Genomic DNA, 18,345 nt, shown 5'->3' with positions numbered 1-18,345 from the left:
TTCCTGGTGCTTGATGATTTGGGGCCTTTCCCCGCGTGTCGATACACGCGGGGAAAGGCCAGAGGGAGACCTTAGGAGCCTTCGTTGACCTGCAAGCGGAGGCTGTCGTACATAATGCCGCCCATGGGTGCCATCCAGTTATCGGCGATGGGGACCTCTGGCGGCCGCACGTTCGCAAGCGTGATCACGTTCTCCCCGTCCTGGATCAGCGCGGCCGGGAACTCGATGGTCTGGAGCTTCCGGTACATTGAGCGGGCTGTGAGCCGGTAGGAGGAGTTGTCTCCGGGGACCCCGGGCAGCGGGTCGAACGTGGCAATCGGGGTGCCATTGAGCGTGACAGCCAACGTGGCATACACCTGCGCGGCCAGCGCGATGTCGAGATAGCCGGTGCCGCGCTCGTATCGGTGGGAATCGAAACGGATCTTCCAGGTCTCGAGCGAGGTATCCGGTGTGGTGCCACGCCATTCGAGCTGCTTTGCGGTTCCGGGTGTCTTCAGCCCCGGGTGGAAGTAGTTCCATTTCTTCGCAGGGTCATCTACCCCGACCTTGAAGTCCACCCCGTTGGGGAAGTCGTACGGGTACTCCAGCCACGTCAGGTTCTCCCTGTAGCCGGTTGGCCCGCCGTGGATGAAGAATTCCTCCGATGATCGGTCCGGCGTGCCGATCTGCCACAACGTGGGGCCATAACTTTCGGGTCGCCACACGTGTATGCCGGTGTCGACGCTCGTGCCGGCCGGGACGGTGATGTTCTCCTTCCGGTACTCCCCCATCGCGCCTTTGGTGAAAGCGGCCAGTGTGTAGTTGCCGGGGCGAACGGCCGGGATGCTGAATCTGCCACCCGGGCCGATCTTGGCCGCGTAGGTGTAGTCGAGGCTCAGGTACTGCCAGTCGGTCCCGTCCAGGGTGACACCCCGGAACTCGCGGTCAGGTCCTGGCTGGTACAGGATGGCCCAGCCGTTGTCGACAGCGCCCAAGGTGGCTACATTGAGCTTGCCAGTGACGGTGGAACGTTCCTTGGCCGCATAGATCGGCTCGGTGACCCAGGCGTACGGCCAGGCGGCCTGTTCGCGGTCCGCTACACGTTTTGCGTCATCCCAAAGCGCTGCGACATTCGCGCGTTCGTCGCCCACAGCCGCTTCGCCCACATGGAGGAAGAAAGGTCCGTATACCTTTTCCCAGCCTCGAGCGGGCTGGGTGTCCGGCTCGCCATAGTGGCCCGTGAGCGGGTGCCAGAGCAGGATCATGCCCTCGTAGTAGTCGTGGCATGTGAGCTCGGGGCGGGTGGGGCCGCCAAAGGCTTCCTTGCTCGCCTGAACGAGAGACAGCCCCACCTTGCCGTTAGAGATCATGAAGACATGGTTGTCTCCCTCAAGGTTTGTGGAGTTCTGGTATTTGGAATAGATCGAGCCGTCCGGCAAGACTTCAGTTGAATCCTGGAGGACAACCCAGTTCTGGGTGTCTGCGATGGTCGGACGCTGCTGGATTCCACGTTCATCGTCGACGACGAACCACTTAAAGGCGGGATCATCGCCGGTGGAAAAGGCATACCGCAGTTGTCCGAAGGTGAGGCCGTCCGGCATGTTCTCCGTGTACTTGGTGATCCAGTACTGGTAGAGGCCTGACGATCCCCGTTCGAGGGCGATCCGGATGTCCACGTAGAACGTGTTCTTGGTGGGGTCGTTCGAGAGAATTGAAACTTCGATACGGTCCGGGCTCTGGCTGACCACACGGAAAGCTCCGCCCTTCATGCCCGTGGACCTTGCTGCGCCGGAGTAGTCAAAGGTTGTGTACCCGTGACCATGGGGGCCGCTGAGGAGGTTCAGGCCCGCGTTCCCTTGGTTGCTGCCAAGGAGATAAAGGTTCTTGATGTCTGCACTGGCTTTGACCACATCGAACTTGACGATGCCGTTGCTGAGGGTGACCGTTGAACCGTTGTCAGCGATTGTGACGTCTGCACCGTTCCAGGCCGATGCCCGTGAGGAGGCATATGTGGGCAGGACTGCAGCACCTGCGGCCGCCCCCATGAGGCCCAGGACTGTACGGCGGGCGATGGAATTGGACATGGAAGATCTCCTTTGCGTCGTTGCATGGGTCCTGATCGAATCGTTTCAATCAGGCTGTTTCGTATTCCGGGTCAATCAATTGGGTGCCGGCGGACCGGCTGTCAGCCTTTGAGGCCCTGGGTGGAGACGCCTTCGACGATGTAGCGCTGGAAGACGAGGAAGAAGATCAGGACCGGGAGGAGGGCCAGGACGGACATGGCGATCATGGCTCCGTAGTCCGAGGACTGGGTCTGGTCCACGAAGAGGCGCAGGGCCAGCGGCAGCGGGTATTTCTCGGGGGTGTTCAGGTAGAGCAGCGGGCCCAGGAAGTCGTTCCAGCTCCAGATGAAGGAGAAGATCGAGGTGGAGATCAGGGCCGGTTTCATCAGCGGGAGCATGATGGCGGTGAAGATCCGGACGTGGCCGGCGCCGTCGATCCTGGCTGCTTCGTCAAGTTCGGAGGGGAGGTTGCGCATGAACTGGACCATGAGGAAGACGAAGAACGCGTCCCCGGCGAGGAATTTGCCGATCAGGAGCGGGACGTAGGTGTCCACGAGGCCGAGCTGGTTGAAGATGATGTACTGCGGGATGATCACCACGTGGAAGGGCAGGAGCAGGGTGGCGATCATCATGCCGAAGAACACGCTGCGTCCCGGGAACTTGATCCGGGCGAACGCGTAGGCCGAAACTGACGCGGAAAGGACCGTGCCCACGACGGCTCCGATGGCCAGGACCAGGGAGTTGGTGAAGAAGGTCAGGGTGGAGACCCCGCCGATCCCTTCCAAGGATTTGGCGAAGTTATCGAAACTGAAGTTCGCGGACCAAATGGCTGGGTTGCCGATGATTTCGGAGTTTGGTTTGAAGGAGGAAGCAATCATCCAGAGGGCCGGGTAGAGGACCACGGCGATGAGTGCCAGTGATACCACGTGGAAGGCCGCGCTTTTGACCCCGCGGCTGACCGCCGACTCCGATTTGGGGTTGTAATCGGAGGCCGGAGTGCGGTTTGCGCGCGCGTCCGGGTTGGAATCAGTGGGGATTGCCGTCGTGGTCATTTCGTGTCTCCGCTGTAGTGGACCCAGGACTTGGAGGTTTTGAAGATGACCAGCGTGATGATGCCGACCACGATCAGCAGCAGCCAGGCCATGGCCGAGGCGTAGCCCATCCGGAAGTCGCTGAAGCCGCGCAGGTACAGGTAGAGGGTGTAGAAGAGGGTGGAGCCGGCCGGGCCGCCTTCACCGTTGGAGATGATGTAGGCCGAGGCGAAGATCTGGAACGCGTGGATGGTTTCCATCAGCAGGTTGAAGAAGATCACCGGGGAGAGCATGGGCCAGGTGATGTTCAGGAACTTCCGGATGGGGCCGGCACCGTCCATCGACGCCGCCTCATACAGTTCACCCGGTACTTGTTTGAGACCGGCGAGGAAGATGACCATCGGGGCGCCGAACTGCCAGACCGTCAGCAGGATCATCATGGGAATGCTCAGGTTGGGGTTGCCCACCCAGCCGCCGAGGTTGATCCCGAAGAAGGACAGGCCCTGGTCCACCGGGCCGGAATCGCCGAACATCGCCTTCCAGACAATGGCGATGGAGACCGACGCGCCGATCAGGGACGGGGCGTAGAACGCGGACCGGTAGAACCCCTGGCCCTTGCGCTTGCTGTTCAGCAGCATCGCCACGGCGAGGGCGGCGGCGAGCTTGAGCGGGGTGCCGAAGACCACGTAGGAGACGGTCACGCCCACCGACTGCAGGAACCGTTCGTCCTGGAACAGGGTGGTGTAGTTGTCCAGCCCGATCCACTTGGGCGGTTCGAACAGGTTGTAGTTGGTGAAGGAGAGGTAGAGCGAGGAAACCATCGGGCCTACGGTCAGGGCGATGAATCCCAGCAGCCAGGGCAGCAGGAAGGTGTAGCCGGCGCGGGCGTCCGCCCCGCTCCGCTTGGATTTACGCGGAGCGGGAGCGGACGGCGATACCGAACGCCTGCTCAGGGTTGGGCTTTGAGTCACGAGTTCATTCCGTCAGTTGTGAAGGCCTGGCAGAGCGCTGCTAGGCGTTCTGCTTGATGAGGTCTTCGGCTTCCTTGAACCACGCGTCCGTGGCGCCGTCGATAGTCAGCTTGCCGTAGTTCAGGTCCGAGGCAACCCGCTTGAATGAGGATTCGAGGGTGCCGAAACCGACGATCGGCGGCTCGGGGGCGTCCTTGAGATACTTCTCGATGGACTTCTCGTAGTCAACAACCAGTTTGTCGGTGCCTTCAAAAGTGGTGCCGTCACGCTGGGTCTTCGACGCCGGAACACCCCGGGAGGTCTTGAAGATCTGGCCCACCTCGGGATCGTTGACCATGAAGTCAATGAACCGGGCAGCCTGCTCTTTGTACTTGGTCTTGGCGCTGGCCGACATCAGCATGGACGGCTTGGGGAAGAGCCCGAGGTTGTCCTGATCATCCGAGGGGACGGGAACGAGTTTGAGTTCCTTGGCGCCGCTGTCCGCCAGGTAGCCGGCCATGAAGTTGTCCCAGGTGACTTCCGTGGCAGTCACATTCGAGCCGAACGGCGATTTGGGCAGCAACTGGGTAATGCGCTCCTCCGACACGAAGGCAGGCGTTCCGCGCAGGCCTGAGGTGGTGTTCCACCACTTCTTCAGGTCGTCCTTGCTGAAGCCGAGCTTGCCGTCCCCGGTGAAGGCCTGGATCTTGTTCTGGCGCAGCCAGATGTTGAACATCCACCACACACCGGTGTAGTCAGTGCCGCCGAAGAGCGCCCCGTTACTTTTGGCTCCGACCTCGGTCAGGAACTTGTTGTACTCCGCATAGGTCCAGGAGCCATCCGGCTCCGCAACGCCGAGGGAGGCAAGCTTGGCGGGATCGTAGTACACCGCGAAAACGTTGGTGCTGGTGGGAATTCCGTAGGTCTTGCCCTTGATCTGGCCGGAGGGGAGAAGCGTCTTGTCGAAGGCGTCCGTGTTGATCTTAACGGTGCCCAGGTCCAGGAGCTGGTTCCGCTGGCCGTAATCGCGGAGGTAGGAGAGGTCCCACTGCATGACGTCGGGCAGGCCGCCGCCGGCTGCCTCGGTGGCACGCTTCGGCCAATACCCACCGAAATCCGTGAAGTTTCCAGCAATCTTGATGTCTTTGTTCTTGGACTCAAAGAGTTCAATGGCTTTGCGGGTGCGGGTGGCGCGGTCATCGTTGCCCCACCAGGTGTAGTTGATGGTGACCGGGTTCTCAGCCGAGCCCGTGGCCCCGCCACTGGTGGTGCTGGACCCGGTTCCGCAGGCCGCCAGGGCTGCGGCGGACGCGGCGCCGACGGCTGCGGTGGTGAGGAAATTTCTTCTGTTGATCATAAGAGCCTCCTTGCTCAAGTCGTGTCATCAAGACGCTCGACTGCATTACTCAGTGGATTAGGTTGCCCGTTGCAGTCGGAACTACTGCATTCAAGCCGGGGCTCGAGTCGACTAGACACCGACGAAAGGCGATTCGTGACCGGTCACGGAACTCCGTGACCGGTCACGTAATGCTAGGTGTACCGTAGCGGCTATGTCAATGGTTGTGGTGCGGTTACGCTGATTCCCGCCACAGCACAACCGGAGTGACTGTCCGCGTGATTGACGCGGACGGCATCGGTTCTGTGGCGAAGAGCTCCCCGAGAATGGATGCTGCTGCGGCTGCGACAGCCTGGGTCTCCAATGACAGCGTTGTGAGTGTCGGGCTGATGGCTTCACCGAGCGAAATGCCGTCGATGCCCACGATCCTCACCTTGCCGGGCACATCTACTCCCAGTGTGTGCGCTCCCTGCACGGCCCCCATCGCCATCAGGTCATTGAAGGCCAGAACGGTGTCAATACGGGGATCCTGGGCAAGCAACTTCCTGAGACCATCGACGCCGCCGGCGATCGTCTCGGGCTCTTCGACCACGAGGCATGGGGCTCCGACCGCCTGTTCGAATAAGTGGCGACGCGGCGATCCAACCGCGGTTCCGTGGGAAGCTGGTCGCGAGGAGTCGATCATGGCGAACCGGCGGGCACCTTTTGCCCGAAGGGCTGTGACCAGGTTTGTGATTCCCGCCTGAAAGTCGAGCTCCACCGAGTGCACGCCCGGCATGGTGGCCCGCTCCTCCAGTTGGACGATCGGCACGCCCCGGGCTGCCGGAGCGAACTTCGCCGGGGGCTCCAAAAAGTAGCCGATGATGGCATCGGCTTGCGAGGCCATGGAACGAACGGCTTCAGCTTCACCCTGATCGGCAGTGCCCACTACCACCTGCCAGTCGCGGCTCCGCAGCTCGCTGACAAAGGCATCGGCCAGTTGCGCGTAGTAGGGATTGCGGAACGTTCCCACGATCAGTCCGACCGAGTGCGTCCGTTGCCGTGAGAGGTCGATTGCGAAGCGATTCGGCCGGTACCCGAGCTCCTCAACAGTCGCCATCACGCGCTGCCGCGTCTCCTCGCTAATCTCCGACATGTCATTGATGGCGCGAGTGACCGTCTGCCGCGATACGCCGGCTGCCCGGGCAACGTCTCGAATCGTGACCCGGCCTGGCTGGGCAATGCGCCCCTCGGATGCCTTAACCGGACGCCCGCTGCGTGCCCGTGCGGAATCAACTGTAGAGTCGCTCATCGCTGCCGGCGCCTGGAGGAATTGCACATGAGCAAACTATAGTCGCGGGCTATTGCTTGCCGGCGACCCCACTTCCTACGTCGCCCTGGTTCTTCCCCTTCATTGACAACGCGGGTTGGACTGCTTAGCATTACGTGACCGGTCACGGAATAGTGTGAACCCGTTCACGGGCGCGTCAGATCATCGACCCGAGCGGCAACCCTCTCGGCCTGATTGCGTTGCCTGCCAGTGGCTCACTGCATCGACTACGCCAGGGGCCCTTTATACCGGCCGTCCCGGACGCCGCACCTCCTTGCCGGCGTCCGGGGCGGTCCCTTTCCGTGTCGATGGAGACCACACGAGTGTGAAACATGGGACGAGCCGCGTCACGCCCTCACGGAGCCCAATGAAATCGACCTCGGGCTTGGGCAGCCTTGCTGCAGCAAAGAGGAGGACTTGGAGACGACCGTCTCCAAGTCCTCCTCTGCTTCCGTGCCCCAGCAGAAAGGACTACTCAGCGGTGTTAGCGGCGGCGGAGGTCGGCGCCGAGGTCCAGGTCTTCGATGCGGACGGGGAGGGATGACTCCAGGGAGCGGTTGCCGGCGATGCCCACGGAGACTGAGCGGAGGCCGTCGAGGTAGCCGGACGGGCGGCCCAGCGGGTCCTCGCCCGGGCCGTTGAAGAGGTCCGAGAGGAGCAGTTCGTCGCCGCCGCCGTGGCCGCCCTCGCCGTTGACGATGGGCACCTCGTAGGCTGCTTCCCAGTGGCGCTGGACCACCAGGCGCTCACCGTTGCGGCGGACGGCGTCCTCCTCCTGAATGGGGGTGGCGCTCGGGTCCACCACGGTCTTCTTGTCCGTGCTGTTCAGGACGGCGGCGCGTTCCACCACTTCGAGTTCGGCACGGCCTTCGGTGCCGTTGACGGCAACCCGGTAGCCCTCCCACGGGCTGTGGGCGTTCAGGGAGTAGCTCAGCCGCGGGCCGCCCTGGTACTCCACCACGAGTGCCAGGTTGTCCTCGATGGTGATGCCGCCGGTGAAGACGTCCTGGTCGCGGCGGTAACCGTCGTAGTGCTCGTTATCCAGGAACAGCGCCTTGAGCCGCTCATCCTCCCGAAGGTCCAGGGTGAACGGGTCCTTTGCGGCGGCGGCCGGAGCCCCGGCGTCGGGCGTTCCACGCTCCGGACGCGGACCCAGGCCGCGTTCGGCGGCGTTCTTATCGCCATAGAACTTCAGCCCGCCGGAGGCGAACACGCGCTCCGGGACATCGTTGATCCACCAGTTCACGAGGTCGAAGTGGTGGGATGCCTTATGGATCAGCAGGCCGCCGGAGTTCTTCTTCTCCCGGTGCCAGCGGCGGAAGTAGTCCGCGCCGTGGACGGTGTCGAGGACCCAGCTGAAATCAATCGAGGTGACCTTGCCGATCACGCCGCTCTGGATGACTTCCTTCAGCGCACTGTTCCGCGGCGAGTACCGGTAGTTGAAGGTGACCACCACGTTGCGGCCCGTCTCCTCCACGGCTTTGGTGATGCGGCGGCAGCCTTCGGCGTCGATGGTGAGGGGCTTTTCGACGACGACGTCGGCGCCCGCCTCCAGTGCCTCCACGATGTAGTCGGCATGGGTGTAGTCAGGCGTGGTCACCACGACGCGGTCGATGCTGTTGGCCTGGATGAACGCGGTGAGCTCTGCCGGGTCAAAGGAGGCAACCGGGCCAGGCGCACCGAGTTCCTGGATGAGCTTCTGGTAGAACTCCACCCGGCCGGGGTTCACGTCTGAGAAGGCGATGAGTTCCGCGGTGTCCGAGTGCTTTCCGAAGATCGCACGGATGTACATCTCGGAGCGTCCGCCGGTACCGATGAGGGCGATGCGTGCCTTGGTGTGCTGGCCCGGCTGCAGCAGGCCGGACGTGCCGGCAGCGGTAGCAGAACTCGATTCGACTGTGTTGACCATGAAGGGTCCCTTTCGAAAGCTCAAAACCCGGCCGGACGGCCTCGGGTTGGATGATGATGGTGTCATTTCGGCTTGCCAAAGCTTGTTTACTCGGTCAGCGCCATCCGCGCCCGGACGGCGTCGAAATCGTTGCATTCCTTGGAGCAGCGCGAAACGGACCGAGGACTTGCCCCACTTCCGCGGAGCGGACGTAATGGACTGCGCCCGCTCCGCGTTCGTGGTGTCAATAACAGGCGCTGACATTTACTTGTTGTCCTGCCAGAGCTTGTTGATCTCTTCCTTGACTTTGTCGCCGCCGCTGGTGTTCCACAGCTTGATGGCGTCCTTCAAACCCTGCTCATCGATCTGGCCGGCGAGGTACTTGATCCGCGCATCAGCCACAATGTTGTCCAGCTGGGCGCCCTTGGACACGTAGGTGGCCGAGACATAGGGTGCTGCCGGGTTGTAAACCGCGCTCTTGAGATCCGCCGCCGTGACCTCGATGCGCTTGTTGACGACTTTCTGCTCGTAGTCGGTGGCTTCCTTTGGGAGGTAGAAGTTGTTTCCCGTCACGCTGGTGCCCAGCTGCGCGTAGGTCTTGATATCGGTGGCCACGGCTTTGCCTTCAGGAGTTTCGGGCTTGATCGGGGCGGCCTTACCCTCCTGCAGGGTGAAGTTCACGCCTTCGATGCCATTCTTAAACAGCACCTGCGTCTCGTTGGAATTCATCTTGTTCAGGAACTCCAACACAGTCTTCAGCTCTGCCTCGGTATGGACACTGGCCTTGGGAATGGCCAGGAACCCGCCGTAGCCGTCCGTGGGGTGGGCGTGCAGTTCGCCGTCCGGGCCCGTGAGATTGCCGACGAAACCTACCTTGTTCTCGAAGTCATTGGGGTTGGCCTGCTTGAAGAGGTTGACCAGGCTGTGCACGCGGGTGTCCACGTCGACAATGATGCCGCCCCTGCCGTTAAGGAACGGCTCGTTCCACTTGGTGCTGTCAAAGGTGGCGAAGTCCGGGTTGATGAGCTTCTCATCCACCATCTTCTTGACGAAGCGGTTTGCCTCCAGGAACTCCTCGGTCTCGAAGCTGGGGACCAGCTTGCCGTCTCTCTCGGTCCAGCGGTTTCCGGTACCGAACCACTCTTCCATGATGTCGTAGGGGCTGTGCGTGCCCAGCCCGCCACCCCACTTGGGGATAGTGATGCCCCAGGTATCGTCCTGTCCGTTGCCGTCCGGGTCCTGCTCGGTGAAGGCCTTGGCAACCTTGTAAAGGTCCTCGGTGGTTTTCGGTGCTGCCAGGCCCAACTTGTCCAGCCAGTCCTGACGGAACATCACGAGCGCACGCATGGGTCCTCGGGCGCGGAACACGCCAAAGACCTTGCCGTTCAGGCTGGCGCTCTTCTGTACGTCGGGGAAGGTGGTCTTCAGGTTGGGGTAACCGTCCAGCTTGTCGGTCAGGTCCCAGAACGCGCCGGCCTGGGCGTTCTTCACGAAACCCGGCGTCTTCCCCTGCATGACCATGACGTGCGGAATCTCCGACGAGGCCAGGGTGATATTTGTCTTGTCTTCGTAGGAGGCGTTCGGTGCCCAGGTGATCCCCACGTCCTTGCCGGTCAACTCCTCAAGCCTTTTCTGAACGGCGCCATCGGGTGACGGGGGCTGAGCCTCAAGAAATGGGGCCATCATTTTGATGGTGGACAGGTCCGCGGACTGGGTTTCGCCTCCTCCACATGCAGTCAGGGTCAGGGCCGCGGCGGAAACGACGGCGGCGGCCAGGCTGAGTTTTCTGTTGATCATGGGGTTCTTTGTCCACTTCTTCGGGGTAGATTCGGTCAGTTCGGCGCTGCACTCCAGGTGCAACTCCGGTTCGGCGTAAGACGCTGCGTCGCATACTGCGTCCGGGAAATGAGATTCGTGACCGGTCACGGACTACAAAAAAATTAGCCTTCCACTGAAGTGTTGAAGGCGCTTTCGATCACGACGGCCGTCACCTAAGTAACCGCTTTCTCGAAACTAGGCGCAACGGGTTGATACGTCAAGAGAATCCTTTGAATCGTTACATTCCTTGACTTGTCCGTCGGCATGTTCCCGCCGGGCACGGAAGCGGCATGACCGCCACTGCCGTCACTGGTGAGGTCAGGCCGGCCTGACTGAAGGCCTCTGGGATATGGCGTGAGGCACGGGACCCATGCGCCGGGACTGACATGGTGTCGAGCGGAGGATCGAAGGGTAGGGAAGGAGCAGCTAGTTGGCAGGTACCGGGCTGGCCTGAACGATGATGTTCTTGCCCCACAGGTCCTCGGTAAAGCACGTGATGAGGATGAGCCGGCCCGGCACCTTGTCCCAGATCGCGCTGTCCTTCAGGGTGTCCTTGTTTTCGGTGGTGATCCGGTCAACGGTGTAGTCGAGGGGCCCCTCGGCCGTGGTGACGGTCAGCCGGTCCCCAGGTTTTGCCAGCGAACTGATGTTGTTGAATGGCGAAGCCCGGCCTTCCCGGCTATGCCCCGCGATGTAGGTGGTGTTCGTGGACCCAGCGCCGGGGACACCGTAGGGGGTGAGCCAATACGCATCCGCCGTGGGCGGAGGAACGATGGCCGCGAGGCTCCTCTCCTCCTCTGTTGGCGTCAGCGGCAGGACGGCCTGGTCCATCGCCGCGGCCGGGTAAGTGATATGCAGTGGCGGTGAGCCGGGCGCAGCGGTGACAACCGCTGGGGCCGGTGGGGGCGGACTTGCCGGCGGAGCTGGGGGCGGCGCCGTCGTCGTCGGAACTGTAGCCTGCGACGATCCCCAGCCGATAAGCAAAACGGACAGGGCTAAGGCACCAACAATGGACCGGGTGACCGCCGCCCTGCTCCAGTTCCGTGCCGGGCCGCGCGTGCGGAGGTGCCTGCCTCTTACCGCTGCCCGCCGCAAGCCGCTACTCCTGGACGTTGCGGCGCCTGCGGGCCGCCAACCTGGCGCCCACAACCAGTGCTGAAGTCAATCCCAGACCGGCCAGAATTGCTCCGAAGGCCGCCGTTTCCTCGTTGGACACGCCAACCGCCGTGTCAACGTTGGTGCCCTGGTTCCGGCCGCCCGCTGCGCCCGCCCCTGCCCCTGTTCCGGCGCCCGCTCCTGCTCCGGCCCCGTTGCCGGAACCGGTATCGGCCAGCGGCGCCGCCGAGGTGGGCGCATCTGTTCCGGTGCCGCCTGCCCCCGCTGCGAGTGTTTCCGTTGCGGTCGGAGACGAAGTTGCCGTCGCGGTTACTGTCGGCGTGGCACCCAATGTGGCTGGCGCCGTCGGCGTCGCGGTTGCTGACGCTGTGTCGGTCGGCGTCCCTGTCGCCGTCGGCGTGCCCGTGGTGGGGGGCGCCGAGGTGGTTGGCGCCGTGATGCAGGCCGGAGTGGTGAACACATTGGTGTCCAAGGAGACCTGCCCGTTCCGCGCCATGGCCCGCCCCTCCACCGTCGCACCGGTCGCGACCGTTATGGAGGTGAGGGCAAGAATTGTTCCCTTGAAGATCGACGCCGTGCCCAGAGTGGCCGAGCTGCCCACCTGCCAGAACACGTTGCAGGCCTGGGCCCCGTTGGTCAGGATGATGCTGCTGGCTGAGGCGGTGGTCAGGCCCGAAGCCACCTGGAAGACAAAGACGGAGTTGGGATTTCCCTGGCCGTCGAGGGTGAGCTGCCCGCTGAGCGCCAGTGAAGAAGTGGAGTTGTAGACACCTTCCGTCAGGGTCCGCCCCACCAGGTCTCCTGATACGCTGGTGGTCAATGCCTGGCCGGCAGCGTTGTCGTAGGCAATGCCGACGTCGGACTGCGCCTGGAGAGCCACCGCGTCTGCTGCGTGAATGGTCCCGGTCGTCACGCCCGGCGGGAAACCCGTAACCGCACTGCCGGGGCTAACCCCCACATCACCTTGGAGGGTGGTGGGACCGGTGTTGGTCACCGTTGTGCCGGCGAGCACGGAGTATGAGGCCGCCGTGCCCAGACCCACCGGGGTTGCAGCGAAGGCCGCTGACTGCTGCCACAGCAAGGCGGCGGCAAGGAGAAAAACTCCCGTTGCCCCGGATGCCGTTGCTGCTCTGCGACGGCGTGGTAAACCCGAGGCGGAATGATGTTGTTCCTGTTGCGCGGCACTGAGTTGCATGGCAGTTCCTTCCCCAGGAGGGCAAACACCCTCGGACACTGCCCAACAAATTTGTAAGGGAGCTTACCAACGGACTGTACGCCCGAAACCGCGCCTGACCTACGGATCTGGGCTGGCAGGAAACGAGTCTCTGCGGGACCGCGGCGCTAGCTGCAGGCGTGCAGCCATATCCCTGCAGGTCAGGGCTGATTTGGACGGTTCGCGGACCCGTTCCACGAGAAAGCGGCCCAGCCTCCGGGAGGTCTGGGCCGCTTTCGCACGGTCAGTTGCGTACTGGATTTACGGTGAGAGTTCTTCCAGGACCCGGCCCTTGGTTTCGATGGCGAAAGCAACCGTGATGAGTCCTCCGATGAGGGCGACTGCAGCGAACACGGTGAAGACATAGCTGACTCCGAAGTTGTCCACGATCCAGCCCACGAGGAGCGGCCCGATAGCGGAACCTGCCCGCAGCCACGCGCTGCCGAAGCCAGTACCGATGGCGCGGAGCCGGGTGGGGTAGAGTTCGGCGGAGTACAGGTACAGGGAGAACGAGATGGTCTGCAGGATCGCGTAGGCGACGCTGGCGAATATGACAACCTGGGTCGCGGATACAGCCCCGAGCGCCGTGAGAATGATGAGCGGGACGGTGGAACCCAGGAAGGCCACGGAGTACCAGCGTTTGCGGCCCACCCGGTCGATCAGCAGTGCGCAAAGAATGGAAGCAATCACGCCGACGGCGGATGTCACCCAGCCGTAGGCGAGGCTGGTCTGCAGTGGCAGGTTGAAGGTCTGCTTGTAGAGGGTCGGCAGCCAGGTGATGAGGCCGTTATTTACCATGTAGACACAGATCCACAGGAACCAGATCGTGAAGGTCCGTTTGCGGTAGATGCCTTTGAAGAGTTCGCGCCAGTCGGAGCGGGCGGTGGCCTTGGGGTCCACAGGCCGCACGATTGGTTCCGCAAGCGTCGCCCCGGATTTGAGTGCTTCGTTTTCGAGCATGCTGACCACGGCGTCGGCTTTCGCAATGCGTCCGGTCGAGGCGAGCCAGCGGGGGGACTCGGGCATCAGTGCCCGCATGGGGATGGTCAGGACTGCAGGGATGAGGCCGACGATGAACATTGCTTTCCAGCCGAAGACCGGGACCAGGAAGTAGCCGGCGATTCCTGCGAACATCAGGCCGACGGGGAAGATCACCTCGTAGAGGAGGAAGAACCGGCCACGCTTTTTGGCACCGATGAATTCGTTGATGTAGGCGCTGGCAACCGGCACTTCGCCGCCGGTGCCGATGCCCTGGAGGAAACGCAGGACGATCATGGACCAGGCGCCCCAGGCGAACAGGCAGCCGACGTCCATGGACACGAACAGCAGGATGGTGATGAGCAGGACTGGCAGCCGCCCGATCCTCTCGGCCAGGTGTCCGAAGAAGAGCGACCCGAAAATCTGTCCGACGTAACCGGCGGAGAGGATCATGCCTATCTCGCCTGCGCTGAGGTGCCATTCGGTCACCAATTGGGGCATTGCGAACGCGATGGCCAGCACGGTGTAGGCGTCGAAAAAGGTTGCTGAACCGATGATGACGCGGATCAGGGTCAGGCGTCGGGTGACCGGGAGCCGTTCGAGCCTGGCCACGAGCTGCGCGTTGATTCGGGCGGCCTCGGGGCCGCTGGCCATTATTGCGGTGTTGTTCGGCTCGCGCATAGCGAGTCCTCCTTCTCCAGCTGCGGTGCTGGGGTCCTCATTGACCAAGAGTGGGAGTGTTAAGGGTCTGGAGTGGAGGGCGGGCGGCTGCCCGCCATCCACTGGGATCCGAAGATCAGGCTGAGACGGTGACGCTGCCGAGGTTGGCGGACTTCAGAGCCTGGGCGATTTCTTCGCCGGCTCCTTCGGCCAGGGGAAGCAGCGGCGGACGGACCGTGGCGTGCTCAAGGATACCGCGGGCCACGAGGCCTTCCTTCAGTGCAACAGTGCCTTCCATGTGCGATCCGCGGTGGTAGACAGTCCTGGTCACGGGCAGGAGGCGGTCGTGGATGGCCCGGGCGGCGGCGTAGTCCTTCGCCTTACCGGCGGCGATGAGCTCCACGAGGGGCTCGGGGGCAAGTCCGCCGTAACCGACCAGCGCGCCGTCGACGTCGAACATGGTGTGCAGGAGGTATTCGTCGTGGCAGGTGAGGATCTGCAGTTCCGGGTAGGTTGCCCGCAGGACAGGGATCTCGGTATCCCAGCGCTTCATGTTCCGGACACCGTTCTTGGTGGCAAAAACACCTTCCTGGCCGGCAATCTCCAGCTGGGTTTCCAGATCGTAGGTGGCCTTGGTGGCGTCCGGGTACTGGAAGAGGATCAGCGGCAGGCCGGACGTTTCGTAGATTTCCTTGTAGCGGGTCTGCGGAGCACCCTTCTGGTAGCCGAAGCGCAGCCAGCCGTGGGACGGGTAAACGAGGCCTGCCTCAGCGCCTGCCTCGACTGCGCGCTTGGCCTCCAGGGCCGCGACGGTGTTGCCTTCACCGGTAATGCCGGCGATGATCGGGATCTCGCCGCCCACGGCGTTTTTGAATTCACGGATGACGAGAGCCTGCTCGTCCTGAGTCAGGAACGTTCCCTCGCCGGCATGGCCCAGGACGACGAGGCCTTTGACGCCTTCGACGCCGGCCAGCCAGCCGCCAAGGCGGTGGATGGCGTCGACGTCGACACTGCCGTCACGGTTGAAAGGCGTTACAGGAGCGGGAACCAGCCCGCGGAGATCGATGGTCATGAGAGCTTCCTCTGTTATCTAGATCGTAGTCCCGGTAGAATGTGAGAACGTTTGCGGGAACGTTTTCATTCTGCGGCGTGGTCCAGCTCACTGTCAAGAGCAGATTTCCAAGACGGAGGAAATAGAGTGTCTTTTAACACAACCCCGACCAGGAGTATTCACATGGAACCGCCAGCCGCAGCCACTAGCGTCACCCTCAGGGATGTCGCGGCCGCCAGCGGCGTAAGCGTGTCCACCGCAAGCCGCGCACTGGACGAACGGGGCACCGCTTCACGGTCGGCCGCTGCTGTGCACGTGAGGAAGATTGCAGAGGAGCTCGGGTACCGGCGGAACTCCTTTGCTTCCAGCCTCCGCCGCGGCGAAACGCGCACCCTGGGAGTTCTGGTGCCCCGCCTCAGCGACACGGTCATGGCACTGATGTTCGAGGAACTTGAGCGCGCAGCCGCTGCCCGCGGCTATTTTGCGATGGTCGCCACCAGCGGTGACGATCCGGACGACGAACGCCGGGCTGCTGAAACACTGTTGGACCGCAACGTGGACGGCCTCATCCTCGCAACAGCACGGCTCGACGACGAGTTGCCTCGGCTCTTGCGCAAACGCGCAGTGGCCCACGCCCTGGTACTGCGAACTGACGGAGAAAGTCCCTCAGCACTCGGAGACGATGAAGTAGGCGGCTACCTGGCTGTCCGGCATCTCGTTGACCTGGGCCATCAGGACATCGCCGTCGTTACCGGCCCGTCCTTCACGTCTTCGGGCCTGGCACGGCTTGCCGGCGCCCGTAAAGCGATGGACGAAGCGGGTTTGAGCACTCCCGAAGACTGGCTCATCGCTGCCGGGTACGGCATCGAAAACGGATACACGGCCGGGGAATACCTATTGGCGAAAAGTACCGGGAAGCGTCCCACCGCCATATTTGCCGCCAATGACAACATCGCCATGGGCATCATGGCGTCCGCCCACCGCTCTGGCATTACCGTAGGCAAGGACCTTGCTCTGGTCGGCTACAACGACACCCCCTTATCGGCCAGGCTCCCCACTCCCCTGTCCTCCGTCCGGGTCCCACTGGACCAAATTGCCGCGACCGCCATCGAACTGATCGTCAACCCCGGCATGGAACCCCGCATCCGCCGTGCCATGCCCACCCTCATACCGCGCGAATCCAGCGGTGGCCCCCGACACACGTAAGAGGATTTGTCTACGGCCGGCCCAGCTCAGTAAGCCCTGACCCGCTGTTCCACAATGAGATGGATGAGGGCAAAGACGCCGTCCTCATCGATTGCCGCCAGGGCACCGTCGAGCGCGGCGTTAACGTCCTGATCTTCGGTGACGGTGATCCCGAAACCGCCGAAGGCCCTGGCCATCATGCCGAAGTCTGGATTCTTCAACTGGGTCCCGGACACGCGTGAGGGATAGTGCCGCTCCTGGTGGGTGCGGATGGTGCCATATTCCTGGTTGTCCATGACGATCACCAGCGGCGTGGCCCCGTACTGGGCCGCCGTGGCCAGCTCCTGGCCGTTCATGAGGAACTCCCCGTCGCCGGCGATGGTGACCACACGCCGCCCGGGTTCGGCCAGCGACGCCGCGATGGCCGAGGGGACCGAGTAGCCCATTGAGCCGTTACGGGCGCTGATCATGGAGGCGTAGCGTCGGGTCGGAAAGTAGCGGTGGGCCCAGTTGGTGTGCTCGCCCGCACCGAACGTCACCAGTGAGTCCTCCGGCAGCCGAGGCACGAGGTTCGCCATGAGAGTGTCCATCCTTGCCTGCCCCGCGGGCGGGGCCACCCCGGGCAGCGCGGCGAACCGCTCCTGCTCGCCCCGCATCCGGTCCGTCCACGCCTTCCACTCTTCCTTTACCGGCAGGTCGATTCCCACGAGGTCGCGGACAAAGGCCTCGGGCTTGGCCAGAATCTGCCGCGAAACGGGACCCGACCGGCCACGGAGCGAGGGGTCGGCCGTGACCAGGAAGTTCTTTTTGTTCCAGTCCTGCCGGCAGACGAAGCCGTCCGTAATCACATCGCCCGGCACTGTCCCCACAAACACCAGCAGATCAGTTTCCTCCAGCAGGTCGTATGTCGGGCGTGGGCGGCCGTAGCCAATGGGCCCTACGTAGGACGGGGAATCGAACGAGACCGTTCCCTGGGTCCGCCATTCAGCTGCTGCCGGGATGTGGTGCCGTTCCAGCCATTCGGTTAGCTGGCCGGCTGTTTCCTGCGTCCAGTCGTTGCCCCCTGTGACAAAGAGCGGTTTGCGTGACTCTGCCAGTGCAGCCTCCAGCGCAGCGGCGTCGGTGCTGCTCATGCCGCCGGCTGCCACCGGAATGACGGGGTGCAGTGCAGGATCCATCAGCTGCCGGATAATGTCTTCCGGCAGGCCCACCACCACCGGGCCCGGCCGCCCGCTCATGGCCGCAAACATCGCCTCGGCCACGATCTCGGACGCACGCTCCGCATGGTCCAGGACCATGACACGCTTCGCGCCGGTATCGAACCAGGCCTTGATGTCGAACTCCTGGAACGCTTCCCGGTCCCGGTGCGCGAACGGGATCAGGCCGACGAACAGCAACATGGGGGTGGAATCCTGCCATGCGGTGTGCAGCCCCACATGGGCGTTTGCCGCGCCGGGCCCCCTGGTCACCATCGCAATGCCAGGGCGCTGGTGCAACTTGCCGTCGGCCTCGGCCATATAGGCGGCGCCGCCTTCGTGCCGGCAGACGACCGTTGTGATCTCCGAGTTGTGCAGGCCATCCAGGACGTCCAGGAAGCTCTCACCGGGAACCACGTAGCTTCGCTCCACACCGTGGGCCACCAGCGAATCAACAATCACGTGCCCGGCCGATTTGCGTGCAGGGAGAGCGGTCGGTGCGGTCGGGATTTCTTCAATTTCAGTTGTCATGGGCTTTCTTCGGCTCTTCGGACTGTTGGGCAGTTCGTTCA

The 18,345-nt window shown here is 63.0% G+C and carries 13 protein-coding genes; 1 reads left to right on the top strand and 12 read right to left on the bottom strand.

The features are described 5' to 3' along the window. Window positions 1-71: 71 nt before the first annotated feature. From ACS5PJ_RS04825 to ACS5PJ_RS04775, 11 genes are all read right to left on the bottom strand, one after another. Complete coding sequence (locus ACS5PJ_RS04825) at window positions 72-2,063, bottom strand: polysaccharide lyase family protein (RefSeq protein ID WP_439433776.1); 1,992 nt, start codon at window positions 2,061-2,063, stop codon at window positions 72-74. 101 nt (window positions 2,064-2,164) lie between these two features. Next, window positions 2,165-3,094 (bottom strand): carbohydrate ABC transporter permease, encoded by a 930-nt coding sequence (locus ACS5PJ_RS04820; RefSeq protein WP_439433775.1) that lies wholly within the window; start codon window positions 3,092-3,094, stop codon window positions 2,165-2,167. Continuing rightward, window positions 3,091-4,044, bottom strand: coding sequence for a carbohydrate ABC transporter permease (locus ACS5PJ_RS04815; protein ID WP_439433774.1), 954 nt, complete (start codon window positions 4,042-4,044; stop codon window positions 3,091-3,093). The genes ACS5PJ_RS04820 and ACS5PJ_RS04815 overlap by 4 nt, the downstream gene beginning before the upstream one ends. A gap of 40 nt (window positions 4,045-4,084) precedes the next feature. Continuing rightward, on the bottom strand, window positions 4,085-5,380 hold the full coding sequence (locus tag ACS5PJ_RS04810) for an ABC transporter substrate-binding protein (protein ID WP_439433773.1): 1,296 nt from the start codon (window positions 5,378-5,380) through the stop codon (window positions 4,085-4,087). A 214-nt stretch (window positions 5,381-5,594) separates the two neighbouring features. Further along, a complete protein-coding gene (locus ACS5PJ_RS04805; protein ID WP_439433772.1) occupies window positions 5,595-6,650 on the bottom strand; it encodes a LacI family DNA-binding transcriptional regulator in 1,056 nt (351 codons plus the stop codon). A gap of 502 nt (window positions 6,651-7,152) precedes the next feature. Next, window positions 7,153-8,577: a Gfo/Idh/MocA family protein gene (locus ACS5PJ_RS04800; RefSeq protein ID WP_439433771.1), complete on the bottom strand. Its 1,425-nt coding sequence runs from the start codon at window positions 8,575-8,577 to the stop codon at window positions 7,153-7,155. 243 nt (window positions 8,578-8,820) lie between these two features. Further along, window positions 8,821-10,353 carry an extracellular solute-binding protein gene (locus tag ACS5PJ_RS04795; protein ID WP_439433770.1) on the bottom strand — a complete coding sequence of 511 codons (1,533 nt, stop codon included), beginning with the start codon at window positions 10,351-10,353 and terminating at the stop codon, window positions 8,821-8,823. 447 nt (window positions 10,354-10,800) lie between these two features. Next, on the bottom strand, window positions 10,801-11,205 hold the full coding sequence (locus tag ACS5PJ_RS04790) for a class F sortase (RefSeq protein ID WP_439433769.1): 405 nt from the start codon (window positions 11,203-11,205) through the stop codon (window positions 10,801-10,803). Between the two features lie 268 nt (window positions 11,206-11,473). Next, on the bottom strand, window positions 11,474-12,685 hold the full coding sequence (locus ACS5PJ_RS04785) for an ice-binding family protein (protein WP_439433768.1): 1,212 nt from the start codon (window positions 12,683-12,685) through the stop codon (window positions 11,474-11,476). 279 nt (window positions 12,686-12,964) lie between these two features. Next, window positions 12,965-14,362 carry an MFS transporter gene (locus ACS5PJ_RS04780; RefSeq protein WP_439433767.1) on the bottom strand — a complete coding sequence of 466 codons (1,398 nt, stop codon included), beginning with the start codon at window positions 14,360-14,362 and terminating at the stop codon, window positions 12,965-12,967. Window positions 14,363-14,477: 115 nt separating this feature from the next. Then, window positions 14,478-15,413, bottom strand: a complete 936-nt coding sequence (locus ACS5PJ_RS04775) for a dihydrodipicolinate synthase family protein (RefSeq protein ID WP_439433766.1) — start codon at window positions 15,411-15,413, stop codon at window positions 14,478-14,480. 162 nt (window positions 15,414-15,575) lie between these two features. On the opposite strand from ACS5PJ_RS04775, the gene ACS5PJ_RS04770 reads away from it, so the two are divergent. Further along, window positions 15,576-16,598, top strand: a complete 1,023-nt coding sequence (locus ACS5PJ_RS04770; RefSeq protein WP_439433765.1) for a LacI family DNA-binding transcriptional regulator — start codon at window positions 15,576-15,578, stop codon at window positions 16,596-16,598. A gap of 26 nt (window positions 16,599-16,624) precedes the next feature. Here ACS5PJ_RS04770 and ACS5PJ_RS04765 read toward each other — a convergent pair whose 3' ends face one another. Further along, window positions 16,625-18,304: a thiamine pyrophosphate-dependent enzyme gene (locus tag ACS5PJ_RS04765; protein WP_439433764.1), complete on the bottom strand. Its 1,680-nt coding sequence runs from the start codon at window positions 18,302-18,304 to the stop codon at window positions 16,625-16,627. Window positions 18,305-18,345 lie beyond the last annotated feature (41 nt).

It is taken from the genome of Pseudarthrobacter cremeus, assembly GCF_051857465.1.
GTDB lineage: Bacteria > Actinomycetota > Actinomycetes > Actinomycetales > Micrococcaceae > Arthrobacter.
The sequence above is the reverse complement of the archived record's forward strand: the minus strand, read 5'-3'. Positions and strand labels throughout refer to the sequence as shown.

What these genes read in the sequence shown, in the direction of transcription:
- ACS5PJ_RS04825 (WP_439433776.1), bottom strand. Translation starts at nt 2,063, where the DNA reads ATGTCCAATTCCATCGCCCGCCGTACAGTCCTGGGCCTCATGGGGGCG.
- ACS5PJ_RS04820 (WP_439433775.1), bottom strand. Translation starts at nt 3,094, where the DNA reads ATGACCACGACGGCAATCCCCACTGATTCCAACCCGGACGCGCGCGCA.
- ACS5PJ_RS04810 (WP_439433773.1), bottom strand. Translation starts at nt 5,380, where the DNA reads ATGATCAACAGAAGAAATTTCCTCACCACCGCAGCCGTCGGCGCCGCG.
- ACS5PJ_RS04805 (WP_439433772.1), bottom strand. Translation starts at nt 6,650, where the DNA reads ATGAGCGACTCTACAGTTGATTCCGCACGGGCACGCAGCGGGCGTCCG.
- ACS5PJ_RS04800 (WP_439433771.1), bottom strand. Translation starts at nt 8,577, where the DNA reads ATGGTCAACACAGTCGAATCGAGTTCTGCTACCGCTGCCGGCACGTCC.
- ACS5PJ_RS04795 (WP_439433770.1), bottom strand. Translation starts at nt 10,353, where the DNA reads ATGATCAACAGAAAACTCAGCCTGGCCGCCGCCGTCGTTTCCGCCGCG.
- ACS5PJ_RS04790 (WP_439433769.1), bottom strand. Translation starts at nt 11,205, where the DNA reads ATGGACCAGGCCGTCCTGCCGCTGACGCCAACAGAGGAGGAGAGGAGC.
- ACS5PJ_RS04785 (WP_439433768.1), bottom strand. Translation starts at nt 12,685, where the DNA reads ATGCAACTCAGTGCCGCGCAACAGGAACAACATCATTCCGCCTCGGGT.
- ACS5PJ_RS04780 (WP_439433767.1), bottom strand. Translation starts at nt 14,362, where the DNA reads ATGCGCGAGCCGAACAACACCGCAATAATGGCCAGCGGCCCCGAGGCC.
- ACS5PJ_RS04775 (WP_439433766.1), bottom strand. Translation starts at nt 15,413, where the DNA reads ATGACCATCGATCTCCGCGGGCTGGTTCCCGCTCCTGTAACGCCTTTC.
- ACS5PJ_RS04770 (WP_439433765.1), top strand. Translation starts at nt 15,576, where the DNA reads ATGGAACCGCCAGCCGCAGCCACTAGCGTCACCCTCAGGGATGTCGCG.
- ACS5PJ_RS04765 (WP_439433764.1), bottom strand. Translation starts at nt 18,304, where the DNA reads ATGACAACTGAAATTGAAGAAATCCCGACCGCACCGACCGCTCTCCCT.